Source organism: Rhodothermales bacterium, assembly GCA_017643395.1.
Classification (GTDB): Bacteria; Bacteroidota; Rhodothermia; order Rhodothermales; family UBA10348; genus JABDJZ01.
This window is the reverse complement of record JAEPNP010000005.1, coordinates 269,531-285,854: the sequence shown is the minus strand read 5'-3', so window position 1 is coordinate 285,854 and position 16,324 is coordinate 269,531. Positions and strand designations below refer to the sequence as shown.

Sequence of the window (16,324 nt, the reverse complement as noted above, 5' to 3'; positions counted from 1 at the left end):
AGCGATAGTGCCATGCTTCGACGTTTTGTGCCGGCTCTCGTTCTCCTGTGGGTCCTTGTGCTTCCAGCTTGCGCGCAGGACGCTGTCTTCCCGGGCGAGACCTGGGAGTACGCGCCGGCGGCCGAGTACGGTTGGGAGTTGGACGCCCTGCAGGGGGTGAACGCGTTCATTCGGGACTCGACAAACACCACGGGGCTGGTCCTCGTGGACCGGGGCAAGGTGGTGCTGGAGTTTGGCGATACACAGGAGCTCAGCTACCTGGCCTCGGTGCGCAAGAGCGTGCTTGCGCTGCTTTATGGCAACTACGTGGCTGACGGCACCGTCGATCTGGATGCCACCCTCGCCGACCTGGGCATGGACGACATTCAGGGCCTCACGGATCGCGAAAAGCGGGCCACGGTGCGCGACCTGATTTCGGCACGTAGTGGGGTGTACCACCCTGCGTCCAATGCCGGCGACAACTCCGACGAGGCCCCGGTGCGAGGCTCACAGGAACCGGGGACCTACTACCTCTACAACAACTGGGATTTCAACGCGGCAGGCGCTGCGTTTGAGCTGATTACCGGTCGCGATATCTACGATGCGCTCGAGACGGACCTCGCCGTCCCGCTCGGATTTGAGGATTGGGACCGGGGTGCGCAGCGCAAAAGCGGCGATACCAGCCGTTCCCGATATCGGGCCTACCACATCTGGATGTCGACTCGCGACATGGCCCGCATCGGACATCTCATGCTCAACGACGGCAACTGGAACGGCACGCAGGTAGTGCCCGCGGACTGGGCGCGTGAAACCGTTTCGCTGATCACGCCGCGCGAGGAGATGAACCCGGCCCGTTGGCGGGAGGGTGAATTCGGCTATGGGTACATGTGGTGGGTCTGGGACGGGCCGCAAGCAACGGGAGACTTCGAGGGCGCTTACACGGCGCGCGGGTATTTCGGGCAGTACATCACCGTGCTGCCGGCCGCCGGCATCGTGATTGCCCACAAGACCAAAGCCGCCTACGGACGATTCGTGGGCTGGGACACCTACATGGCCGTCGTGCGCCGCATCCTCGAGGCGCGGCGGTGATATTCCGGCTGCATAGCCCATCGCCCGACCTGGCACCGTATGTCTCTCACATGGTGTTCCACAAAGGCTACCAGGCCGATCATGCGGCCGAGCGCTTTCTGCCGGACGGCGGCGTGGAATTGGTCATCGATCTCACGGAGGTGCCCAAGCACATCCACGATCCCGATTCGCTGGCCGTGCTGGAGACATATCGCGGCGCCTGGGTATCCGGCATGCGGACGCGGCCAATAACCATCACGGCCGATCGCGATTCCGAGATGCTGATCGTCTCGTTTCAACCGTTCGGCGCGCTGCCTGTCTGGGGCGTGCCGCTTCATGCGCTGAAGGATGCCGTGCTCGACGCCGAATCCGTGCTCGGGCAGCAGATCCGGGCGCTGAGGGCCCGGCTGAAAGAGCGGGCCGATCCTGTCGAGCGCTTTGCTCTCGTGGAATACTGGCTACGTGAGGCGCTGCGCGGGGCGAAGGTTCATGAGGGGCGATGGGGTCTCGCCCGTTTCGCCGTGGACTGGATTCGGCGAGCGCCGACCATGGCCACGGTCGATGCGGTGGCTGCCGAATCCGGCGCCTCTCACCGGCACCTGATTCGCGTCTTCAGGGAGTTCGTGGGCCTGACGCCCAAACAATACCAGCGCATCCAGCGATTTCAGCGTGTGGTGCAGACGGTCGATGGGCAGGGCAGCGTGGACTGGGCCGGCGTCGCCGTGGATTGCGGATTCTATGACCAGGCCCACCTGATTCGGGACTTTCGGGCATTCTCCGGGATGACTCCGGGGCAGTACATGGCAGCGCGGGGCGACGCACTCAACTATCTGCCGGTGGGCTGAGCGGCGGTCAGTTTTTTCCAATACATCGGCCTGGGTCGCCGGTATTGTGCGTGGCGTCAACAAACCCCATCGCACATCATGGAAATCAATCATCTGGCCGTGGTCGCGGCCGCCGTGTCCAACATGGTCGTTGGAGCTCTCTGGTTCAGCCCGGCGCTGTTTTACAATGCCTGGAAGGAGTCCGCCGGAGTCACCGAGGAGCAGATTCAGAATGCGAGCCCGGCCCGCATGTATGGCCTTGGTTTTCTGGCGGCGCTGGTCATCGCGTACAACCTGGCCGCTTTTCTGGCCGACCCCGGAACGGACCTGGCATGGGGCGCGGCGGCAGGCTTTTTGACCGGCTTCGGGTTCATCGCCATGATGATTATGGCAATCGCTGCGTTCGAGCAGAGAAGCTGGAAATACATCCTCGTTAACGGCGGGTACGCCACGGTGTGCCTCACTATCATGGGCCTCATTCTTGGAGCCTGGCGATGAAACGGATTCTCCCCCTGCTGCTGATCGGACTGGCCGCGTGTGCGTCCGAACCGCCCGTCTACGAGCTCGTGGTCGCGACGGACCGGTTTGGCGAGGGCATCGAACTGTGGGCCACGGACGTGGACACTACCTACTGGACGGCGCTCGTCACCGGTGAGGGCACGCCCTACGGCCCCGAATGGAGTCCGGACGGCAGCACCCTGGCGTACGCCGCCGCGGCCGACACCTTTCGATCGGTCCACTTCCTGAAGGACGGCGTCACCACCAGGCCGGTGGTCGATGGGGGACGGGGGTCTTCCGGCGGGGGGTTCTCGGCCGATGGGCGCTACTTCCTGTTCGCCACCCGCGACGACTGGTCGGCCGGCAACATCTGGCGCTTGGACACCGAGACGGGGGAGTCCGAAAAACTCACCGACTTCCAGGACTACAACACCACGCCCATCTTCACCGCAGACGGGAACGGCATGATTCACTGTCGGCAGGTCGTGTCGGAAGTCGACGGAGAGCAGGTGCGAAACGGTGACCTGTACCGAACCGATTTCGCGACCGGCGAGGTGACCAGGCTCACCGATGCGGCATCGTTCGACTGCATTCCGGACCTGTCACCGGACGGCACGACGGTCGCGTACCACGCCTGTGCGGAGCCCAAGTGCAACATCATGCTGGTCGATGCCGAGGGGGGCGATGTGCGGGCGCTGGTGGACGACGAGTACGACAACCGCTGGCCGCGCTGGTCGCCGGACGGGGCCTGGATCGCGTACACGCGCACGGCTGACGGCAACTCGGACATCTGGCTGGTACGCGCGGACGGCACGGAAAAGCGAGCCGTGACCACGCATCCGTCGCGGGATGAGGTGGCTGACTGGCGGGTGGTTCCGGAGTAGCGGCGTTGCAGTCCAGAGGGGTGTAGTCCTCCATGGTCAGAGAACATTCAATCGAAGGATGTGTACGATTATGGCACTGCATACACATAGTCCAATGGGGCGCACGAACATCGTCATCGATGACGAGCTCATGGAGGAGGTTCTCCGGGTAAGCGGAATCAAGACGCGGCGGGAGGCCGTGGATACCGCGCTCAGGTTCTACCTGAACCGCGCTCGTCAACTCGAGATACTGAACTACTTCGGCAAGCTGCCGTGGGACGGCGATCTCGACGAAATGCGGACAGACCGATGATTCTCGTCGACTCCAGTGTGCTTGTTGATCATTTCAACGGTACCGAAACGGCAGAGACGGAGCGTATGCGGTCGGCCGTCGAGGGCGGCGGCGTCATCGTGGGAGATCTGATGGTGCTGGAAGTTCTTCAAGGCTTCCATTCCGATCGGGCGTTTGCCGAGGCCAGACGACTGCTGGGGCTTTTTCCGGTGATTCCTCTGCTGGGTCCGGAGAATGCAGTCCAGGGAGCCAGACATTATCGTCGACTACGACAGGTTGGAATCACGATTCGGAAGACGAACGATGTGATCATCGCCACCTGGTGTATCCAGGCACGGGTTCCACTTCTCTACTCCGACCGAGACTTCGATCCGTTCGTCGAGCACCTGGGCCTGAAGGCCGCCTGAGTTCGTCCCCGGGCGGCGCTGGGGCAGTTGCGGCGGTCCGTAACGCGGCGCCGCGGCCAACTCCTCAGCGCTGCGCGCGGGCTCGCAATCGCCTCAGTCTTCCTTCGGCGCCGTCACCGCAATGTGCAGGTCCTTCAACTGGTGGTCGTCCACCAGATCCGGCGACACGACCATCGGCTCCTGCGCGCTCTGCGTCTTCGGGAAGGCGATCACATCGCGCAGGGACTTCGCACCGGCCAGCAGCATCACGATGCGGTCCAGACCAAAAGCAATTCCCCCGTGCGGCGGCGCCCCAAAGCGAAACGCGTCCAGGAGGAAGCCGAAGCGCTGCTGCGCCTCCTCCTCATCGATCCCGAGGGCTGCGAACATCTGCCGCTGCGTCTCTGGGTCGTGGATTCGGATGGACCCGCCGCCGATCTCGTTGCCGTTCAGGGTCAGGTCATACGCCCGGGCGCGCACCGAGCCCGGGTCGGTTGCCAGCTTGTCCATGTCCTCCGGCTTCGGAGACGTGAACGGGTGGTGCATGGCGTAGAACCGCTGCGATCCCTCGTCCCACTCCAGCAGCGGGAAGTCGGTGATCCAGCAGAACTCCCACGGGCCGTCCGGGCCGTCCTCGACCAGGCCGAGATCGCGGCCCATATGGAGCCGAAGGTCCCCCATTTGCATGTGCACCTTCGGGGCCGGCCCGGCCAGAACCAATACCAGGTCTCCGGCCTTGGCGCCGACCGCATCGATCGCCTTGTTCACGGCCTCGGCCGGCAGGACCTCTGCCTTGACGCTGGAGTGCGTCGGGCCGCCGTCTGAGGGGAGCTTGAAGTAAACCAGGCCACCCGCGCCGATCTGCTTGCGCACCACGTCCTTGTCCAGACGGTCCATGGCACCACGGCCGCGGTCGCCCTCGCCGGGCACCACGATGGCCAGGATGTTGCCGCCGGCGTCGATCACGTTGTCGAAGACGCGGAATCCGGATCCCCGGAACGCCTCGGTGGCGTCCTGGATTTCGAGTCCAAAGCGCAGGTCCGGTTTGTCAGAGCCGAATCGACGGATCGCGTCTGCGTACGTCAGGCGCTGGATGGGGAGGGGAAGCTCGTAGCCCTTCAGATCCTTCCAGATCACTGCCAGAAGCCGGTCGAACGTTTCGTAGATGAGCTCCTCCGTGGGGAAGGTCATCTCGACGTCGATCTGCGTGAACTCCGGCTGGCGATCAGCACGCAGGTCCTCGTCGCGGAAGCACTTGGTGATCTGGAAGTACCGGTCGAGACCGGCCACCATGAGGATCTGCTTGTAGGTCTGCGGACTCTGCGGCAGCGCGAAAAACTTGCCCGGGTGCACACGGCTGGGCACGAGGAAATCGCGAGCACCCTCGGGAGTGGACTTCATCAGCACCGGCGTCTCTACCTCCACGAAGTTCTCCTCGTGGAAGAAGCGCCTTGCCGACTGATACAGCTGGCTGCGCAGCACGATGTTCTCGCGTAGCTGCGGACGCCGCAGGTCCAGATAGCGGTATTTCAGGCGCAGGTCCTCGTTGGTCTGCTGCGCCTTCTCCTCGTGGCTCGACACCGGGAATGGCACCGCATCCGAGCGATTGAGGATGATCAGGTCATCCACGCGCACCTCGATCTCGCCCGTCTCCAGCTTGGGGTTGACCGTCTCCTCGGAGCGGGCTCGCACCGTGCCCCGGGCGGAGATCACCCATTCGGAACGCAGCGCTTCTGCCACGGCCAGTGCTTCCTCGTTGTCCTGCGGGCTGAATACGATCTGGGTCAGACCGTGACGGTCCCGGAGGTCGATGAAGATCACACCGCCAAGGTCACGTCGTGTATCCACCCAGCCCTTGAGGGTCACCTCTGTACCGATATCATCCGGGCGCAGCTGTCCACAGGTGTGCGTGCGGTATCCGTGCGTGTCGGGTTTCAGGGTAGAGGCGCTCATAGGACGGGGCGTTCGGTGGCCCGGGTATCAACAAAAAAAGGCCGCTCAAGGGCCTGCTGGTGGCCCTGGTCGGGCGCGGAATCAGGGGGCCAAAATACGGGCGATGGGGCCCGGGCATGCTGAATTATTGGTTTAGACATGCCTGAAAGCGTTTTCTATCTTGGCCGGGCTGTGCCTTTTTGCACGGCGACTCATCTCCCCGCACCCCTTCACTCACTCACTCACACCGACTTCATGGCAGGTCCTGTTCCTCCCGCCCAAGCCGGCTCCGGCATGCTCTCTGATAGGTCCTTCTTTGGACACCCCAGGGGGCTGGCGACGCTCTTCTTCACAGAGATGTGGGAGCGCTTCAGCTACTACGGAATGCGCGCATTGCTCATTCTGTTCATGACCGAAGCCACGATGGCCGAGAACCCGGGCCTCGGCTTCGGAGAGGCCACCGGCGCCGCCATCTACGGATTGTACACGGCCTTCGTTTACCTGCTTTCCCTGCCGGGAGGCTGGGTGGCCGACAACATCTGGGGTCAGCGAAAGGCCATCTTCGTGGGTGGCTGCATCATCGCGGCCGGGCACTTCGCCATGGCGGTGCCGACCACCACGTTCTTCTTTCTCGGGCTCATCCTGATCGTGATCGGTACCGGACTGCTCAAGCCGAACGTGTCGACCATCGTGGGGGATCTGTACCCCGAGGGCGGCGCGCGGCGTGACGCCGGATTCTCCATCTTCTACATGGGCATCAACATCGGTGCCTTCCTCGGGCCCCTGATCACCGGATACTTCGGTGAGGGCATGAACTGGCACTACGGCTTCTCGATTGCCGGTATCGGCATGGTCCTGGGCCTGATCCAGTACCGCCTCGGCTATAGCCACCTCGGCGACATCGGCCATCTGGAGACCGACAAAACGCCGGAGCAGGTGCGCGCGCTGGAACGCAAGTTCTACTTCATTTCCGCGGCAGTGGTCGGCGTGATTGCGCTGTTTGGTTGGCTGGTTTCGTCAGGGGTGATTCCCTTGACGCTGACGGACATCGCGGAGGGACTCGGTATCTCGGTGCTGGTCATCGTGGCTGTGTTCTTCCTCTATCTGATTGTGGCAGGTGGCCATAACGCTGAGGAGAAGAAGCGGCTGGGCGTCATTTTCTGGCTGTTCATTCTGGCGGCCATCTTCTGGAGCGGATTCGAGCAGGCCGGCTCGTCGCTGAACATCTTCGCGCGCGACTTCACGGACCGCACTCTCGGCGGCTTTGAAGTGCCGGCGAGTTGGCTGCAGTCCGTCAACTCGACGTTCATCATCATCTTTGCGCCCATCTTCGGCTGGCTCTGGGTCACGCTGGCGCAGATCAACAAGCACCCGAGCTTCCTCTACAAGTTTGCGCTCGGACTGCTGGGACTCGGCGCGGGCTTCTTTGTGATCGCCTGGGGCGCTGCGAATGCCACCGAGGCGGCCGGCGCATCCATGGCATGGCTGGTGGTCATGTACTTCCTGCACACCGTAGGTGAACTGTGCCTCAGTCCTGTCGGCCTGTCATCGATGACCAAGCTGGCGCCTGCCGGTCGCGTGGGTCAGATGATGGGCATCTGGTTCGTGGCGACCGCGCTCGGCAACCTGATCGCCGGCCTCGTCGCGGGTCGCCTGGAGGCCCTGCCGCCGGATCAGCTGTTCTCGACCGTGGCCATGATTGCCGGCGCGTCCGGCGTGGTGGCGCTGTTCGCTGCGCCCCTGCTCAAGCGCTTCACCGGCGGCATCGAGTAGGGCAAGTTTCAACCGGCTGAATGCGCGCCAGGCTGTCTCCGATGGTCTGGCGCGCTTTGTTTCGGGGGGCGGGCGATGGGCGATGTGCCCCACGGGTTGATTCCGGGCCTTAGCGGCCCTTCACTGCGCCAATAGGTTGATTCCGGGCCCCGCATTCAACTTTAGCGGCCCCTGACGGCGCCAATAGGTTGCCTCTGAGGCCGTATTCAACCTTCGTGGCCCCTCACGGCGCCATTAGGTCGCCTCCGGGGTCGTATTCAACTTTAACGGCTCCTGACGGCGCCAATAGGTTGTCTCCGGGGCCCATTTTCAACTTTGGGCGGCAGATGTCACGCCGGTGACATGTGCCATACCGCACCTCGGGCGCCGACCCGCCAACCGGCTCGCGCCCGCATGTCCGATCCGACGGCGGAAGAAGCGGAAGTGCCCCCGGCCGTCCCGGCCCCAGCGCGGCCCGGCGGCCCCAGCGCGGCCCGGCGCCCCAGCCTGGCCCGGCGGCCCCAGCGCGGCCCGGCGCCCCAGCCTGGCCCGGCGGCCCCAGCGCGGCCCAGCGCCTCAGCGGCCCCGGCCCCGACGCGCCTCAGCGGCCCCGGCCGCGAGGCCGCCCCAACCCAGCCCGCGGCCCCCGCCCCAGCGTCTCGGAAACCGAAGGTGCGGCGTTCCGGGCGATGCGCAATCTGCCCCCAACATGGAATTCAGGGGGCGAATTCGACCTCTGCCCGCTCCAGCCAACCCTCGAAGTGGAATACTGGCGCTCAGTCCACAAGCGCCCCCGCGCAGCGCGCGCCCGGGTGTAATCGGGCCGCCCGATTCCACTTCGCCCGCGCGGGCCGGCCCGCGGCGCCGCCCAACGCCCCGGGCCAACGGCCCCAGCGCGGCCCGCCGCGCCGCCCAGCGCCCCGGCCCAACGGCCCCAGCGCGGCCCCCAGCGCCCCGGCCCAGCGGCCGAGCGCGGCCCCCAGCGCCCCGGCCCAGCGGCCGAGCGCGGCCCCCAGCGCCCCGGCCCAGCGGCCCCACGCCCCCACCGCAGCGCCACACCCCCCACAAACAGAAACGGCGCGGCCTCCGCAAAGGGCCGCGCCGTCTCAACAGGCACACCGGGCGGGGGTGCCTAGAAAGTCGGGTTGAACCGGAGCCACAGGGTGGGCTCCAGCCCGGTGCCCAGGTCTCGCAGCGGCCAGGCCAGCTCGAAGCGAACCTGCCGGTCATCCAGCGCAATGCCCACGCCCGCAGCAGTGATCACATCGTCCGTCTCGAACGCCAGGTTGTTCGGACCGTCCACCCAGCCGGCGTCAAACAGGCCGAAGAGCGCTACGCCGTCGAGGATGCCGTCCAGCGGATCCACGTCGTAGAACGTGATCTCTGCATTGGCCAGGAGCATTTCGCTGCCGCGGAACAGGTTCTGCGGGTAGGCGCGCACGGAGCCGGCACCCCCAAGGGTAAATGTTTTCTGCAAGGGCAGGTCGCCCTGGGAAGTACCGCCCCGGAAGCGCAAGGCTACGCCCATGTCGCGCCCCATGCGCAAGTAGGTGCGCACATCGCCTATGTAGCGCGTGAAGTCAAAGTCGCCCCCGAACGTCTCGCCGAATTCGGCCTCGGCACGAAATGCGACGCCGTGCGGGATCCAGCGCAGGCCACGAACGCGGCCACCGTCCAGTGCCACCACGAGTGACTGCATGCGACCTTCGTCGATCGCAGGGTTGAAGCGGAAGGAGTCGCCGCCGAACAGCGACCAGGAGGCGTTGCGGGACAGACTCTTGTAGTCGTCGCTGCGGTAGGCCACGGTGCTCTGAAGGAACGGCGTCAGGCGCGCCTGTGCGTAGAGCGTGTAGCCCTCCGTCTGGTAGTAGTCGAACAGATCGGTGCGGAAGAAGAACGCCGCCGCCGTGTTCTCAGCCCAGCTGGCCTTCCACAGGTCATCGGTGGCGGTCTCCAGGCGATAGGCACCTCCGACCTTCAGATCGAAGTCCTGCGAGCGGTACGAATGCCCCAGTCGGGCCTCGCCGCCGATTTCGTAGCGCCACTCATCCAGCCCGAACGAGCGCGAGACCTGTCCGAAAATGCGGGCGCGGTCATACGAGTCCCAGTCCATGGGCTGCCGGCGCACGCCCAGCGTCAGCCCGTCTACCCGGTTGTATCGCACCGAGGAGATCGGCCGGTACGTGGCTGTTTCCTGGAACGGCCAGCGGTATCCGAAATCGCCGACGTACGCCGGCGCGTAGCTGCGGAACCGGTACCGGCGCTCCCGCCAGTCCTTGCGGCTCCACTTGCGGTCGCGGTCTTCCCACTTGTCCTCCCAGTCCTCGGCCCAGTCCTCGGCCTTCTCTTCCCATTCTTCTCCGCGCTCCTCCCAGCGCTCACCAAACCGCTCGCCCCATTCTTCCATGCGCTCGCCAAAGCGCTCCATGCGGTCCTCAAAGCTTTCGCCGGCGTAGCGGTCCCATCGCAGGTCATCCACGCGATCCGCCTCGGTTTCAAGGCGATTGAGTTCACGCTTGACGCGACTGGATTCCGTGCCGTGGCCTTCGTCTTTGAGGTCCTCGACAACATCTTCGATGAGGTCAACGGCCTCGTCGATCAAGTCCTCGGCATCTTCGGCGTCGCGATGGTCAAGCTCGTCCGCGGCCCGGTCCAGCAGTCGTGCCGCGCGGGTCAATCGGGTGCGTTCGGAAGCGCTCTGATCTTCAGCCAGGTCACGCAAACGGTCGGCGATATCCTCCAGTCGATCGACGCTGCGGTCGTAGCGGTCGGCGCGATCCTGGGCAAACGTGGCCGGCACCAGAAGCAGTACCAGCAATAGGGAGAGTAGACGTGCCATCATGGCAAGGGGCTGTCAAATTCTGGAAGTCACCCCCCGTACGAACACGCACCGCGGGGTGTTACACTCTAGCCGCAGGTTTGGGCGATGGGGTCACAGGCGCCCCGCGCACCTCAGTTCTCCCGGCCCGCTCCCCGAGGCGCCCCGCACGCCCCGCCCGCACCCGGCACCGCAGCGCCCCCGCACGCCCCGCACCCGGCACCTCAAAACATCGGAGCGTACCGAGACCCGTTCCGCACAAACAGCGCGTCCATCTGCACAATCGCCCCCGCCGGATCTTCCAGCACATCCAGCGGCCGCAGGAACCGGAATCCGCGAGCCTGCAGGTAAGCATGCAACTCCGGAAATAGCGCTTCTCCCTCGTACAACGGCCGAAAGGCGGTCTCAACAAGCAGGTAGTCGATGTGCTTGAGCAACTCCGGCGCACCGTCCAGAGCAGGAATTTCGTAGCCCTGCAGGTCAAGCTTCAACAGCGAAGGCGCCACGAGCCCCGCAGGATCCAGCAGGTCGTCTAGTCGCGCCACCGGCACCTGGATGGTCTCCTGCTCCTGCGCGTCCGGAAATGCCTCCTTGTGGTTGTCGTGCAGCGGCAGCGCCGATGACGACAGCGAATAGGCGTTCCGATGAAACTCCAGCGTGCCCGACTCGGCCCCGAGAGCGGTCTCTATAATCGTGGCGTCGGTGCCCGCCAGGTTCTTGCGCAGCGTCGCAGCCACCTCCGGCAAGGGTTCGAACGCCACCAGCCGCACACCCGGAAACGTCTCCAGCGCCGCCCGCGAAAACTGTCCTGCATTGGCCCCGCCGTCAATCACCGTGCGGAACTCCACCGGCTCCGACCGCAGCCGCCGCATCATGTGAAACGCCGTCAGGCTGAACGGCTTCCAGGTCCGCATGGCCTTGACGCCGCCGGGCGCCAGCAGCACACCGGCCGTCTTGCGTAGTTGTTTGAGCCTGCTCACGATTCGATGGCGTGGAACGAGGTGGTCGAACGCGTGGCCAGTCGCAGGGTTGTCAGCACCAGGCGCTGCACGGGTCCAAATCTGCGATTTCCTGCCTCGGCCGCTGCCCGCGCGGCCGACAGCATGGAGGCCGCGAACAACTCCGGGCCCCATTCGGCGATGATGCGCCGGGACGCCTCGCCCATTGCATCGCGGTCCACGTCGTGCATCGCGCGCAGAGACTCCCGCAGGGCGCGTCGGTCCTCCGGTTCGAACGCAAAACCATTCACACCCCCACCGACCAGATCATGCGTGGCTCCGGCTCCGGTCGACGCGATGATCGGCAAGCCGCACGCCATCGCCTCGTTGATCACCAGCGCCCATTGATCCACCTCAGCCGGGTGCACAAACGCTTCCGCGTGCGCGTAATAGCCCGGGATTTCGTCGATTTGCCGGAATCCCTCGAACCGAACACCCTCCGGCGAGGCCGACTCCAGCACCGGCCGCAGCGGGCCGTCGCCCAGCATCACCAGGTCCCAGGGCTGATCCACCAGCACCCGGTACGCCGCATACGCATCCAGCAGCAGCGGCAGATTCTTGCGCAGGATGAACCGATTGGACGCCAGGAAATACGGGCGATGCAGTCCTGCCGGCCGCGGCGCATCTGCTGCCGCCCGGGCAAAGTAGTCGTTGTCTACCACGTCGTAGCCCAGCCAGATGCGCTCGCCCGGAAAGCCCAGCGACTCCAGATACGCCCGGGATCGCGAGCCGGCCGTGACGGCAGCATCATAGGCCGACAACACCCGGCGCTTGATGAACTCGCGCGGCCACGACCGGGCCGCATCGTCCTGCTTGGAATCCGTCATGACCACGGCACCGCGGCGATGCTTCCGGCACCACGCCACGCACGCGCGCGAATCCGGAAACGAGTACGTGTGGATGGCCACCGCGTCCGGCTGCAGCCGATTCAACGCCGCGGTGACCTCGCTGTGCATATCGCCCGGCGGGATTTCGTCGAAGGTGCGCCCGGGGAAGACCTGAACCCGCTTGAAGGGCTCGTCGGCCTGCTCTTCCCGCCAGGCGTAGACCTCATCCCGGGAGGCGGTTTCCAGGGCGATGAGTTCGATGCCGGCTTCCGAAAACTGTCGGTAAAGCGCGCGCAGGCGGGCAAGATGGTAGGGGCCCAGGCGTGGCCACTGAACGACGAGTCGTTTCATGGACCCAGCACCTCCGCGAAGACGCGCTCCGCGAATCGGTCCGCGGTGTTGGCGGCGGCGAATGCACGCGCGCGCTCGGCGTCAAAGCCACTTTCACCGCGAAGGACCCGGTCGATGGCACCCGCAAGAGCGGCCGAGTCTGCCGTATCGACCGTCTCACCGAGACGGTGGGTCATGATCTGGCGACCGGTCATGCCGTAGGTGGGGCCCACAGCCGGCGTGGCGGCCGCTGCGGCCCGGATAAGCACGTTGCTGGACCCGATGTGCCTGCGATAGGCCACGAGCACTGCGTCGGCAGCCGCGAACTGATCCTGCACTTCGGCATCGGGTACGTACCGGTCGTCGTGGATGACCGGGAAGTCTACGGATGCCAGCGCTGACTGCACATCGCCGCGTTCACCCGGCGGGATGCGACCGGAGAGCACGAGCGTGGCCGGAGTCCGGAGGTTGGGCATGGCCGCCAGCGCCTCATGAATGCCCTTGCGGGCGCTGATCACGCCAAAGAACAGCAGCACGCGGGTATCGGGCTTCAGACCCCATCGCCCGAGAATCTCCTCACGGGATGCGCCTCCGGCCACCGGGTCGAAGCCGTCAGGAATGGCTACCATCCTCGGGTCGCGCACGGCGTCGGTCGCCCAGGGGTCCAGGCTCAGCACCCGATGCACGGCGGGGTGGCTCATGGCCGCGCGGAGCAGCCAGCGTTTGCGGAGGCGGATTGTGAGCGGTTCGCCGTCGTAGTGGAAGGAGGGCCGGAAGTAGATGCCCGAAATCGGCGTGGTACGCGGGAGGCGGCGCTGCGCGAGAGACGCCTGCAGGTGGTCCCAGTACATGGCCAGCACGTGTTGCGGCTTGTGTCGGGCGATGAGCTCCGAGAGCACCCTGCCGTGTTCGGCGTCATTGGCGAGTACGCCGCGCAGGCCCATGTCGCCCTCCGGAAGGTGGACCTCCCGGCGGATGGCGCGTATGCGTTTCTCATCCTGCGCCTCCAGCCACGCACGAAAGTCCGGGTGATCGCGAGCCAGGGCCTCCGGCATGAAGATGTCCAGGCGGCCTTCACGTTTTCCTGCCACCCACGCCCGCGCGAGCATCTCCAGGTACGCGCGGTGGTGGCCGCCCGCGTACAGGTCGAAAAGCATCAGGCGCGCACTCATTGGCGGACGAGCACGCGGATGCGCGCCCAGAGGGCGACAGAGGTGAACGCCCACAGGGCGATCAGCACGCCAATGAGCCCCCAGACACCGAATTGCCAGATGAACGCCACGAAGAGAAGGGCGGAGGCGAGGGTGGCCGTGCTCATGAAGCGGGCCAGGAAGCTCTGGGCATCGGCGGCAATCAGGGAGACGGACAGCACCGAGTTCAGCCCCATGAGCGGATACGCGAGGCCGAGCCAGCGCAGGATGGTGCCCGCGCCATCGTACGTGATGTCGCCGTCGGCGACCCAGTCCATGAGCGCGTGCCCACCCACGCCTACCAGCAGGCCGATGAACGCGGTCGCGGCCGTGAGTCCACCTGCGGCCTTCAGGACCAGGTTGTGATACTCCTTCCGGTTGCCGCGGCCCCATGCAGAAGACATGCGCGGCAGGAATGCCGCCGTCGCCAGGGCCGGGAGCAACATCATCGCCTCCACAATTCGGTAAGCCGCGCCAAATCGGCCCACGGCTGTCTGCCCCTCAAAAAAATCCAGGATCACCGGACCCAGGCGCTGCGAGGCCACAACCGCCACGGCAAACACGCCCAGAGGAGCCGCGATGAGCAGTTTTTCCTTCAGGAAGCCCGCTTTTACGACCTTGAACTCGAAGGGGGCGATGCGGTAGGCGACAAACCCGAACGTTCCGGCCAACGCCAGCACCATACCGATGGTCATGCCCGCCAGCGTGCCGGTCGCGGTGCGGGTCGCCAGCAGCGCCGCGGTGCCGACGGTGAGCACAAGCACCTTCTCCAGCACGATGGAGATGGACTCGTACTTGAGCACCTCAAAAGCGCGGAAAAACACGCGGCAGAAACCGATGAGAAAGGTGCAGAGCGCGTAGACGCCCGCCAGTCCGAGGGCAGTGAGACGGTCTTCTCCCGCGCCGACCAGCTGCGCCACCAGCAACACGGTTACTACGATGATGACCCCGAATACCCCGCGGAAGAGCACAAAGTTGGAGAAATAGCGCCAGGCCTGATCGCGCTGGCGGGCCACCTCGCGGGTGACGAAGTCATTCAGGCCGAGGTCGGTGGCCGATGTGGCGATAATCATCAGCCACAGCGCCCAGTTCATCAGTCCGTAGGCGTCCGCTGAGAGATTGCGGATGCACAGGTAGCTGATGAAGAAGAACCACAGCGGGGAAACGGCGGCGCTGCCGAACCCCAGCCAGGTGATGTTGCGTGCGATGCCCTGCGGCCGCGGCGGGGTGGGGTGGGAGCCGGGCGGGGGTGTGGCGCCGCCGCGCTCGGTTGTAGCGCCGCCGGCGGTAGTGCCGCCGCGCCCGGTCGCAGCGCCAGAGTCGCTAGCGCCGCCGCGGTCGGCCGCATCGCCGCCCGGCCCGCTCTCGTGGCCCGGGCTCATGCCCGCCGGACCTTCTCCGACGCCTCCGACAGTTTCCGTGCGTAGTCCTCGGCGTTGGCGTTCCACCACGCGCTCAAGAGCGCATAGAGCACGACCAGGATGAATGCAGACGCCGTTGCAGCGATCACGATGATCGAGCGCTTGGGACTGTCTTTCCTGACCGGGGGCACGGCCGGATCGACTATCTGGAGGGCCTCCTTCTGCTGCTGCTCCTCAAACCGTGCCTGCTCCAGCACCGGGGCGACGAACTCGAGAATCTTCTCCTCGATCACGCGCCGCATCTCCAGATCGGCAAACTCGCGCACCGCAATGGGCACATCAGACTGCGGGACGGGCAGTATTTCCTCCCGCCCGGCCAGGGCCGCGTAGTACTTGCGGTTGGAGGCGTCCACAACCTCCTTCATGTTCTGCACCGCCGTGTTGTTGTCTCCGAGCTGGCTGCGCAGCGCCTCATACTGCACTTCGGCCTCGATGGCGGCCACGCGCATCTCGGCCAGCTGGTCAAAGAACGCTTCCGTCTGCGCCTGCAGGTCGAACACGCCGTAGCGCTGCTGGAACGCCTTGAGCGAATCCAGCATGGCGCCCCGGCTGCGCTCTGACTCTGCGAACCGCATTTCCACATACTGCCGGAAATTGCCGGCCGTGCGCGAGGCCAGCTCGTTGTTGACCCGGTCCAGCTCCTGCAGCATGAAATTGGCCATGTCGGCAGCGCGCTGCGGGTCCCGATCAACGACTTCAATGGAGAGGAAATCGTATTCGTTGTCGACGTAGAAGTCCACGCGGTCGGCCAACTCCTCGATGGCGTCGTCCAGTGGAGTGTCCGAGTCCTGCAACTCGTACACCGTCACCAGGTCGAACTCTTCGACCACCGCCGAGAGCACATTGCGGCTCTGCAGGATGGCCAGGTAGCGCACGTAGTCGCCGCCCGAGGCTCCGAGGAACGAGCGCGCAGCCGAGCCCAGGTTGCCCAGCACCGCACTGGCCAGTCCTCCTCCGCCGGACTCCGGAAGCAGCAGCCTGCTCATCGCCCGGTAGTAGTTGGGCAGCATCAGCGAGATGACCACTGAAGCGACCGCCATCAGTCCGGTGATGGTGATGATGAGCACCCGGCGGTTCCAGAGGATGCCGAGTGTTTTCCAGATCTGTGCTTCTGCGCGCTCGCGGCGTTCCTGATCCGTCGTCATG

Annotated in this window: 14 protein-coding genes; 7 read left to right on the top strand and 7 right to left on the bottom strand. The window is 65.3% G+C overall.

Annotation, left to right across the window (positions count from 1 at the left end; all coding sequences use genetic code 11):
- The first annotated feature begins 12 nt into the window (after positions 1 to 12).
- From JJ896_15700 to JJ896_15675, 6 genes are all read left to right on the top strand, one after another.
- A complete protein-coding gene (locus JJ896_15700) occupies positions 13 to 1,068 on the top strand; it encodes a serine hydrolase (GenBank protein MBO6781100.1) in 1,056 nt (351 codons plus the stop codon).
- Positions 1,069 to 1,118: 50 nt separating this feature from the next.
- Positions 1,119 to 1,892: a helix-turn-helix transcriptional regulator gene (locus tag JJ896_15695; GenBank protein MBO6781099.1), complete on the top strand. Its 774-nt coding sequence runs from the start codon at positions 1,119 to 1,121 to the stop codon at positions 1,890 to 1,892.
- A 78-nt stretch (positions 1,893 to 1,970) separates the two neighbouring features.
- Positions 1,971 to 2,369, top strand: a complete 399-nt coding sequence (locus JJ896_15690; GenBank protein MBO6781098.1) for a DUF1761 domain-containing protein — start codon at positions 1,971 to 1,973, stop codon at positions 2,367 to 2,369.
- Positions 2,366 to 3,253: a PD40 domain-containing protein gene (locus JJ896_15685; GenBank protein MBO6781097.1), complete on the top strand. Its 888-nt coding sequence runs from the start codon at positions 2,366 to 2,368 to the stop codon at positions 3,251 to 3,253. The genes JJ896_15690 and JJ896_15685 overlap by 4 nt, the downstream gene beginning before the upstream one ends.
- Positions 3,254 to 3,347: 94 nt before the next feature.
- The gene (locus JJ896_15680) at positions 3,348 to 3,545 is read left to right on the top strand and encodes a type II toxin-antitoxin system VapB family antitoxin (GenBank protein ID MBO6781096.1); all 198 of its coding nucleotides are present in this window, start codon (positions 3,348 to 3,350) and stop codon (positions 3,543 to 3,545) included.
- Positions 3,542 to 3,931 carry a PIN domain nuclease gene (locus JJ896_15675; GenBank protein ID MBO6781095.1) on the top strand — a complete coding sequence of 130 codons (390 nt, stop codon included), beginning with the start codon at positions 3,542 to 3,544 and terminating at the stop codon, positions 3,929 to 3,931. The genes JJ896_15680 and JJ896_15675 overlap by 4 nt, the downstream gene beginning before the upstream one ends.
- Positions 3,932 to 4,024: 93 nt before the next feature.
- On the opposite strand, the gene aspS is transcribed toward JJ896_15675, so the two are convergent.
- Entirely contained in the window at positions 4,025 to 5,863 is a 1,839-nt protein-coding gene (gene aspS / locus JJ896_15670; protein ID MBO6781094.1) for an aspartate--tRNA ligase, read from the bottom strand.
- A gap of 273 nt (positions 5,864 to 6,136) precedes the next feature.
- Here aspS and JJ896_15665 point away from each other — a divergent pair, with 273 nt between their 5' ends.
- Positions 6,137 to 7,615 carry an MFS transporter gene (locus JJ896_15665; protein ID MBO6781093.1) on the top strand — a complete coding sequence of 493 codons (1,479 nt, stop codon included), beginning with the start codon at positions 6,137 to 6,139 and terminating at the stop codon, positions 7,613 to 7,615.
- Between the two features lie 1,111 nt (positions 7,616 to 8,726).
- On the opposite strand, the gene JJ896_15660 is transcribed toward JJ896_15665, so the two are convergent.
- From JJ896_15660 to JJ896_15635, 6 genes are all read right to left on the bottom strand, one after another.
- Positions 8,727 to 10,433: a BamA/TamA family outer membrane protein gene (locus JJ896_15660; protein MBO6781092.1), complete on the bottom strand. Its 1,707-nt coding sequence runs from the start codon at positions 10,431 to 10,433 to the stop codon at positions 8,727 to 8,729.
- Between the two features lie 203 nt (positions 10,434 to 10,636).
- A complete protein-coding gene (locus JJ896_15655) occupies positions 10,637 to 11,392 on the bottom strand; it encodes an FkbM family methyltransferase (protein MBO6781091.1) in 756 nt (251 codons plus the stop codon).
- On the bottom strand, positions 11,389 to 12,588 hold the full coding sequence (locus tag JJ896_15650; GenBank protein ID MBO6781090.1) for a glycosyltransferase family 4 protein: 1,200 nt from the start codon (positions 12,586 to 12,588) through the stop codon (positions 11,389 to 11,391). The genes JJ896_15655 and JJ896_15650 overlap by 4 nt, the downstream gene beginning before the upstream one ends.
- Positions 12,585 to 13,739, bottom strand: a complete 1,155-nt coding sequence (locus tag JJ896_15645; protein MBO6781089.1) for a glycosyltransferase — start codon at positions 13,737 to 13,739, stop codon at positions 12,585 to 12,587. The genes JJ896_15650 and JJ896_15645 overlap by 4 nt, the downstream gene beginning before the upstream one ends.
- A complete protein-coding gene (locus JJ896_15640) occupies positions 13,736 to 15,139 on the bottom strand; it encodes an oligosaccharide flippase family protein (GenBank protein MBO6781088.1) in 1,404 nt (467 codons plus the stop codon). Before JJ896_15640 ends, JJ896_15645 begins: the two co-directional genes overlap by 4 nt.
- The gene (locus JJ896_15635) at positions 15,136 to 16,323 is read right to left on the bottom strand and encodes a hypothetical protein (protein ID MBO6781087.1); all 1,188 of its coding nucleotides are present in this window, start codon (positions 16,321 to 16,323) and stop codon (positions 15,136 to 15,138) included. Before JJ896_15635 ends, JJ896_15640 begins: the two co-directional genes overlap by 4 nt.
- Between the last annotated feature and the right edge of the window lies 1 nt (position 16,324).

Bases quoted from the DNA above. Each gene is read 5' to 3' on its own strand.
- JJ896_15685 (MBO6781097.1), top strand. From the start codon at position 2,366: ATGAAACGGATTCTCCCCCTGCTGCTGATCGGACTGGCCGCGTGTGCG.
- JJ896_15695 (MBO6781099.1), top strand. From the start codon at position 1,119: ATGGTGTTCCACAAAGGCTACCAGGCCGATCATGCGGCCGAGCGCTTT.
- JJ896_15665 (MBO6781093.1), top strand. From the start codon at position 6,137: ATGCTCTCTGATAGGTCCTTCTTTGGACACCCCAGGGGGCTGGCGACG.
- JJ896_15675 (MBO6781095.1), top strand. From the start codon at position 3,542: ATGATTCTCGTCGACTCCAGTGTGCTTGTTGATCATTTCAACGGTACC.
- JJ896_15700 (MBO6781100.1), top strand. From the start codon at position 13: ATGCTTCGACGTTTTGTGCCGGCTCTCGTTCTCCTGTGGGTCCTTGTG.
- JJ896_15635 (MBO6781087.1), bottom strand. From the start codon at position 16,323: ATGACGACGGATCAGGAACGCCGCGAGCGCGCAGAAGCACAGATCTGG.
- aspS (MBO6781094.1), bottom strand. From the start codon at position 5,863: ATGAGCGCCTCTACCCTGAAACCCGACACGCACGGATACCGCACGCAC.
- JJ896_15690 (MBO6781098.1), top strand. From the start codon at position 1,971: ATGGAAATCAATCATCTGGCCGTGGTCGCGGCCGCCGTGTCCAACATG.
- JJ896_15645 (MBO6781089.1), bottom strand. From the start codon at position 13,739: ATGAGTGCGCGCCTGATGCTTTTCGACCTGTACGCGGGCGGCCACCAC.
- JJ896_15680 (MBO6781096.1), top strand. From the start codon at position 3,348: ATGGGGCGCACGAACATCGTCATCGATGACGAGCTCATGGAGGAGGTT.
- JJ896_15640 (MBO6781088.1), bottom strand. From the start codon at position 15,139: ATGAGCCCGGGCCACGAGAGCGGGCCGGGCGGCGATGCGGCCGACCGC.
- JJ896_15660 (MBO6781092.1), bottom strand. From the start codon at position 10,433: ATGGCACGTCTACTCTCCCTATTGCTGGTACTGCTTCTGGTGCCGGCC.
- JJ896_15650 (MBO6781090.1), bottom strand. From the start codon at position 12,588: ATGAAACGACTCGTCGTTCAGTGGCCACGCCTGGGCCCCTACCATCTT.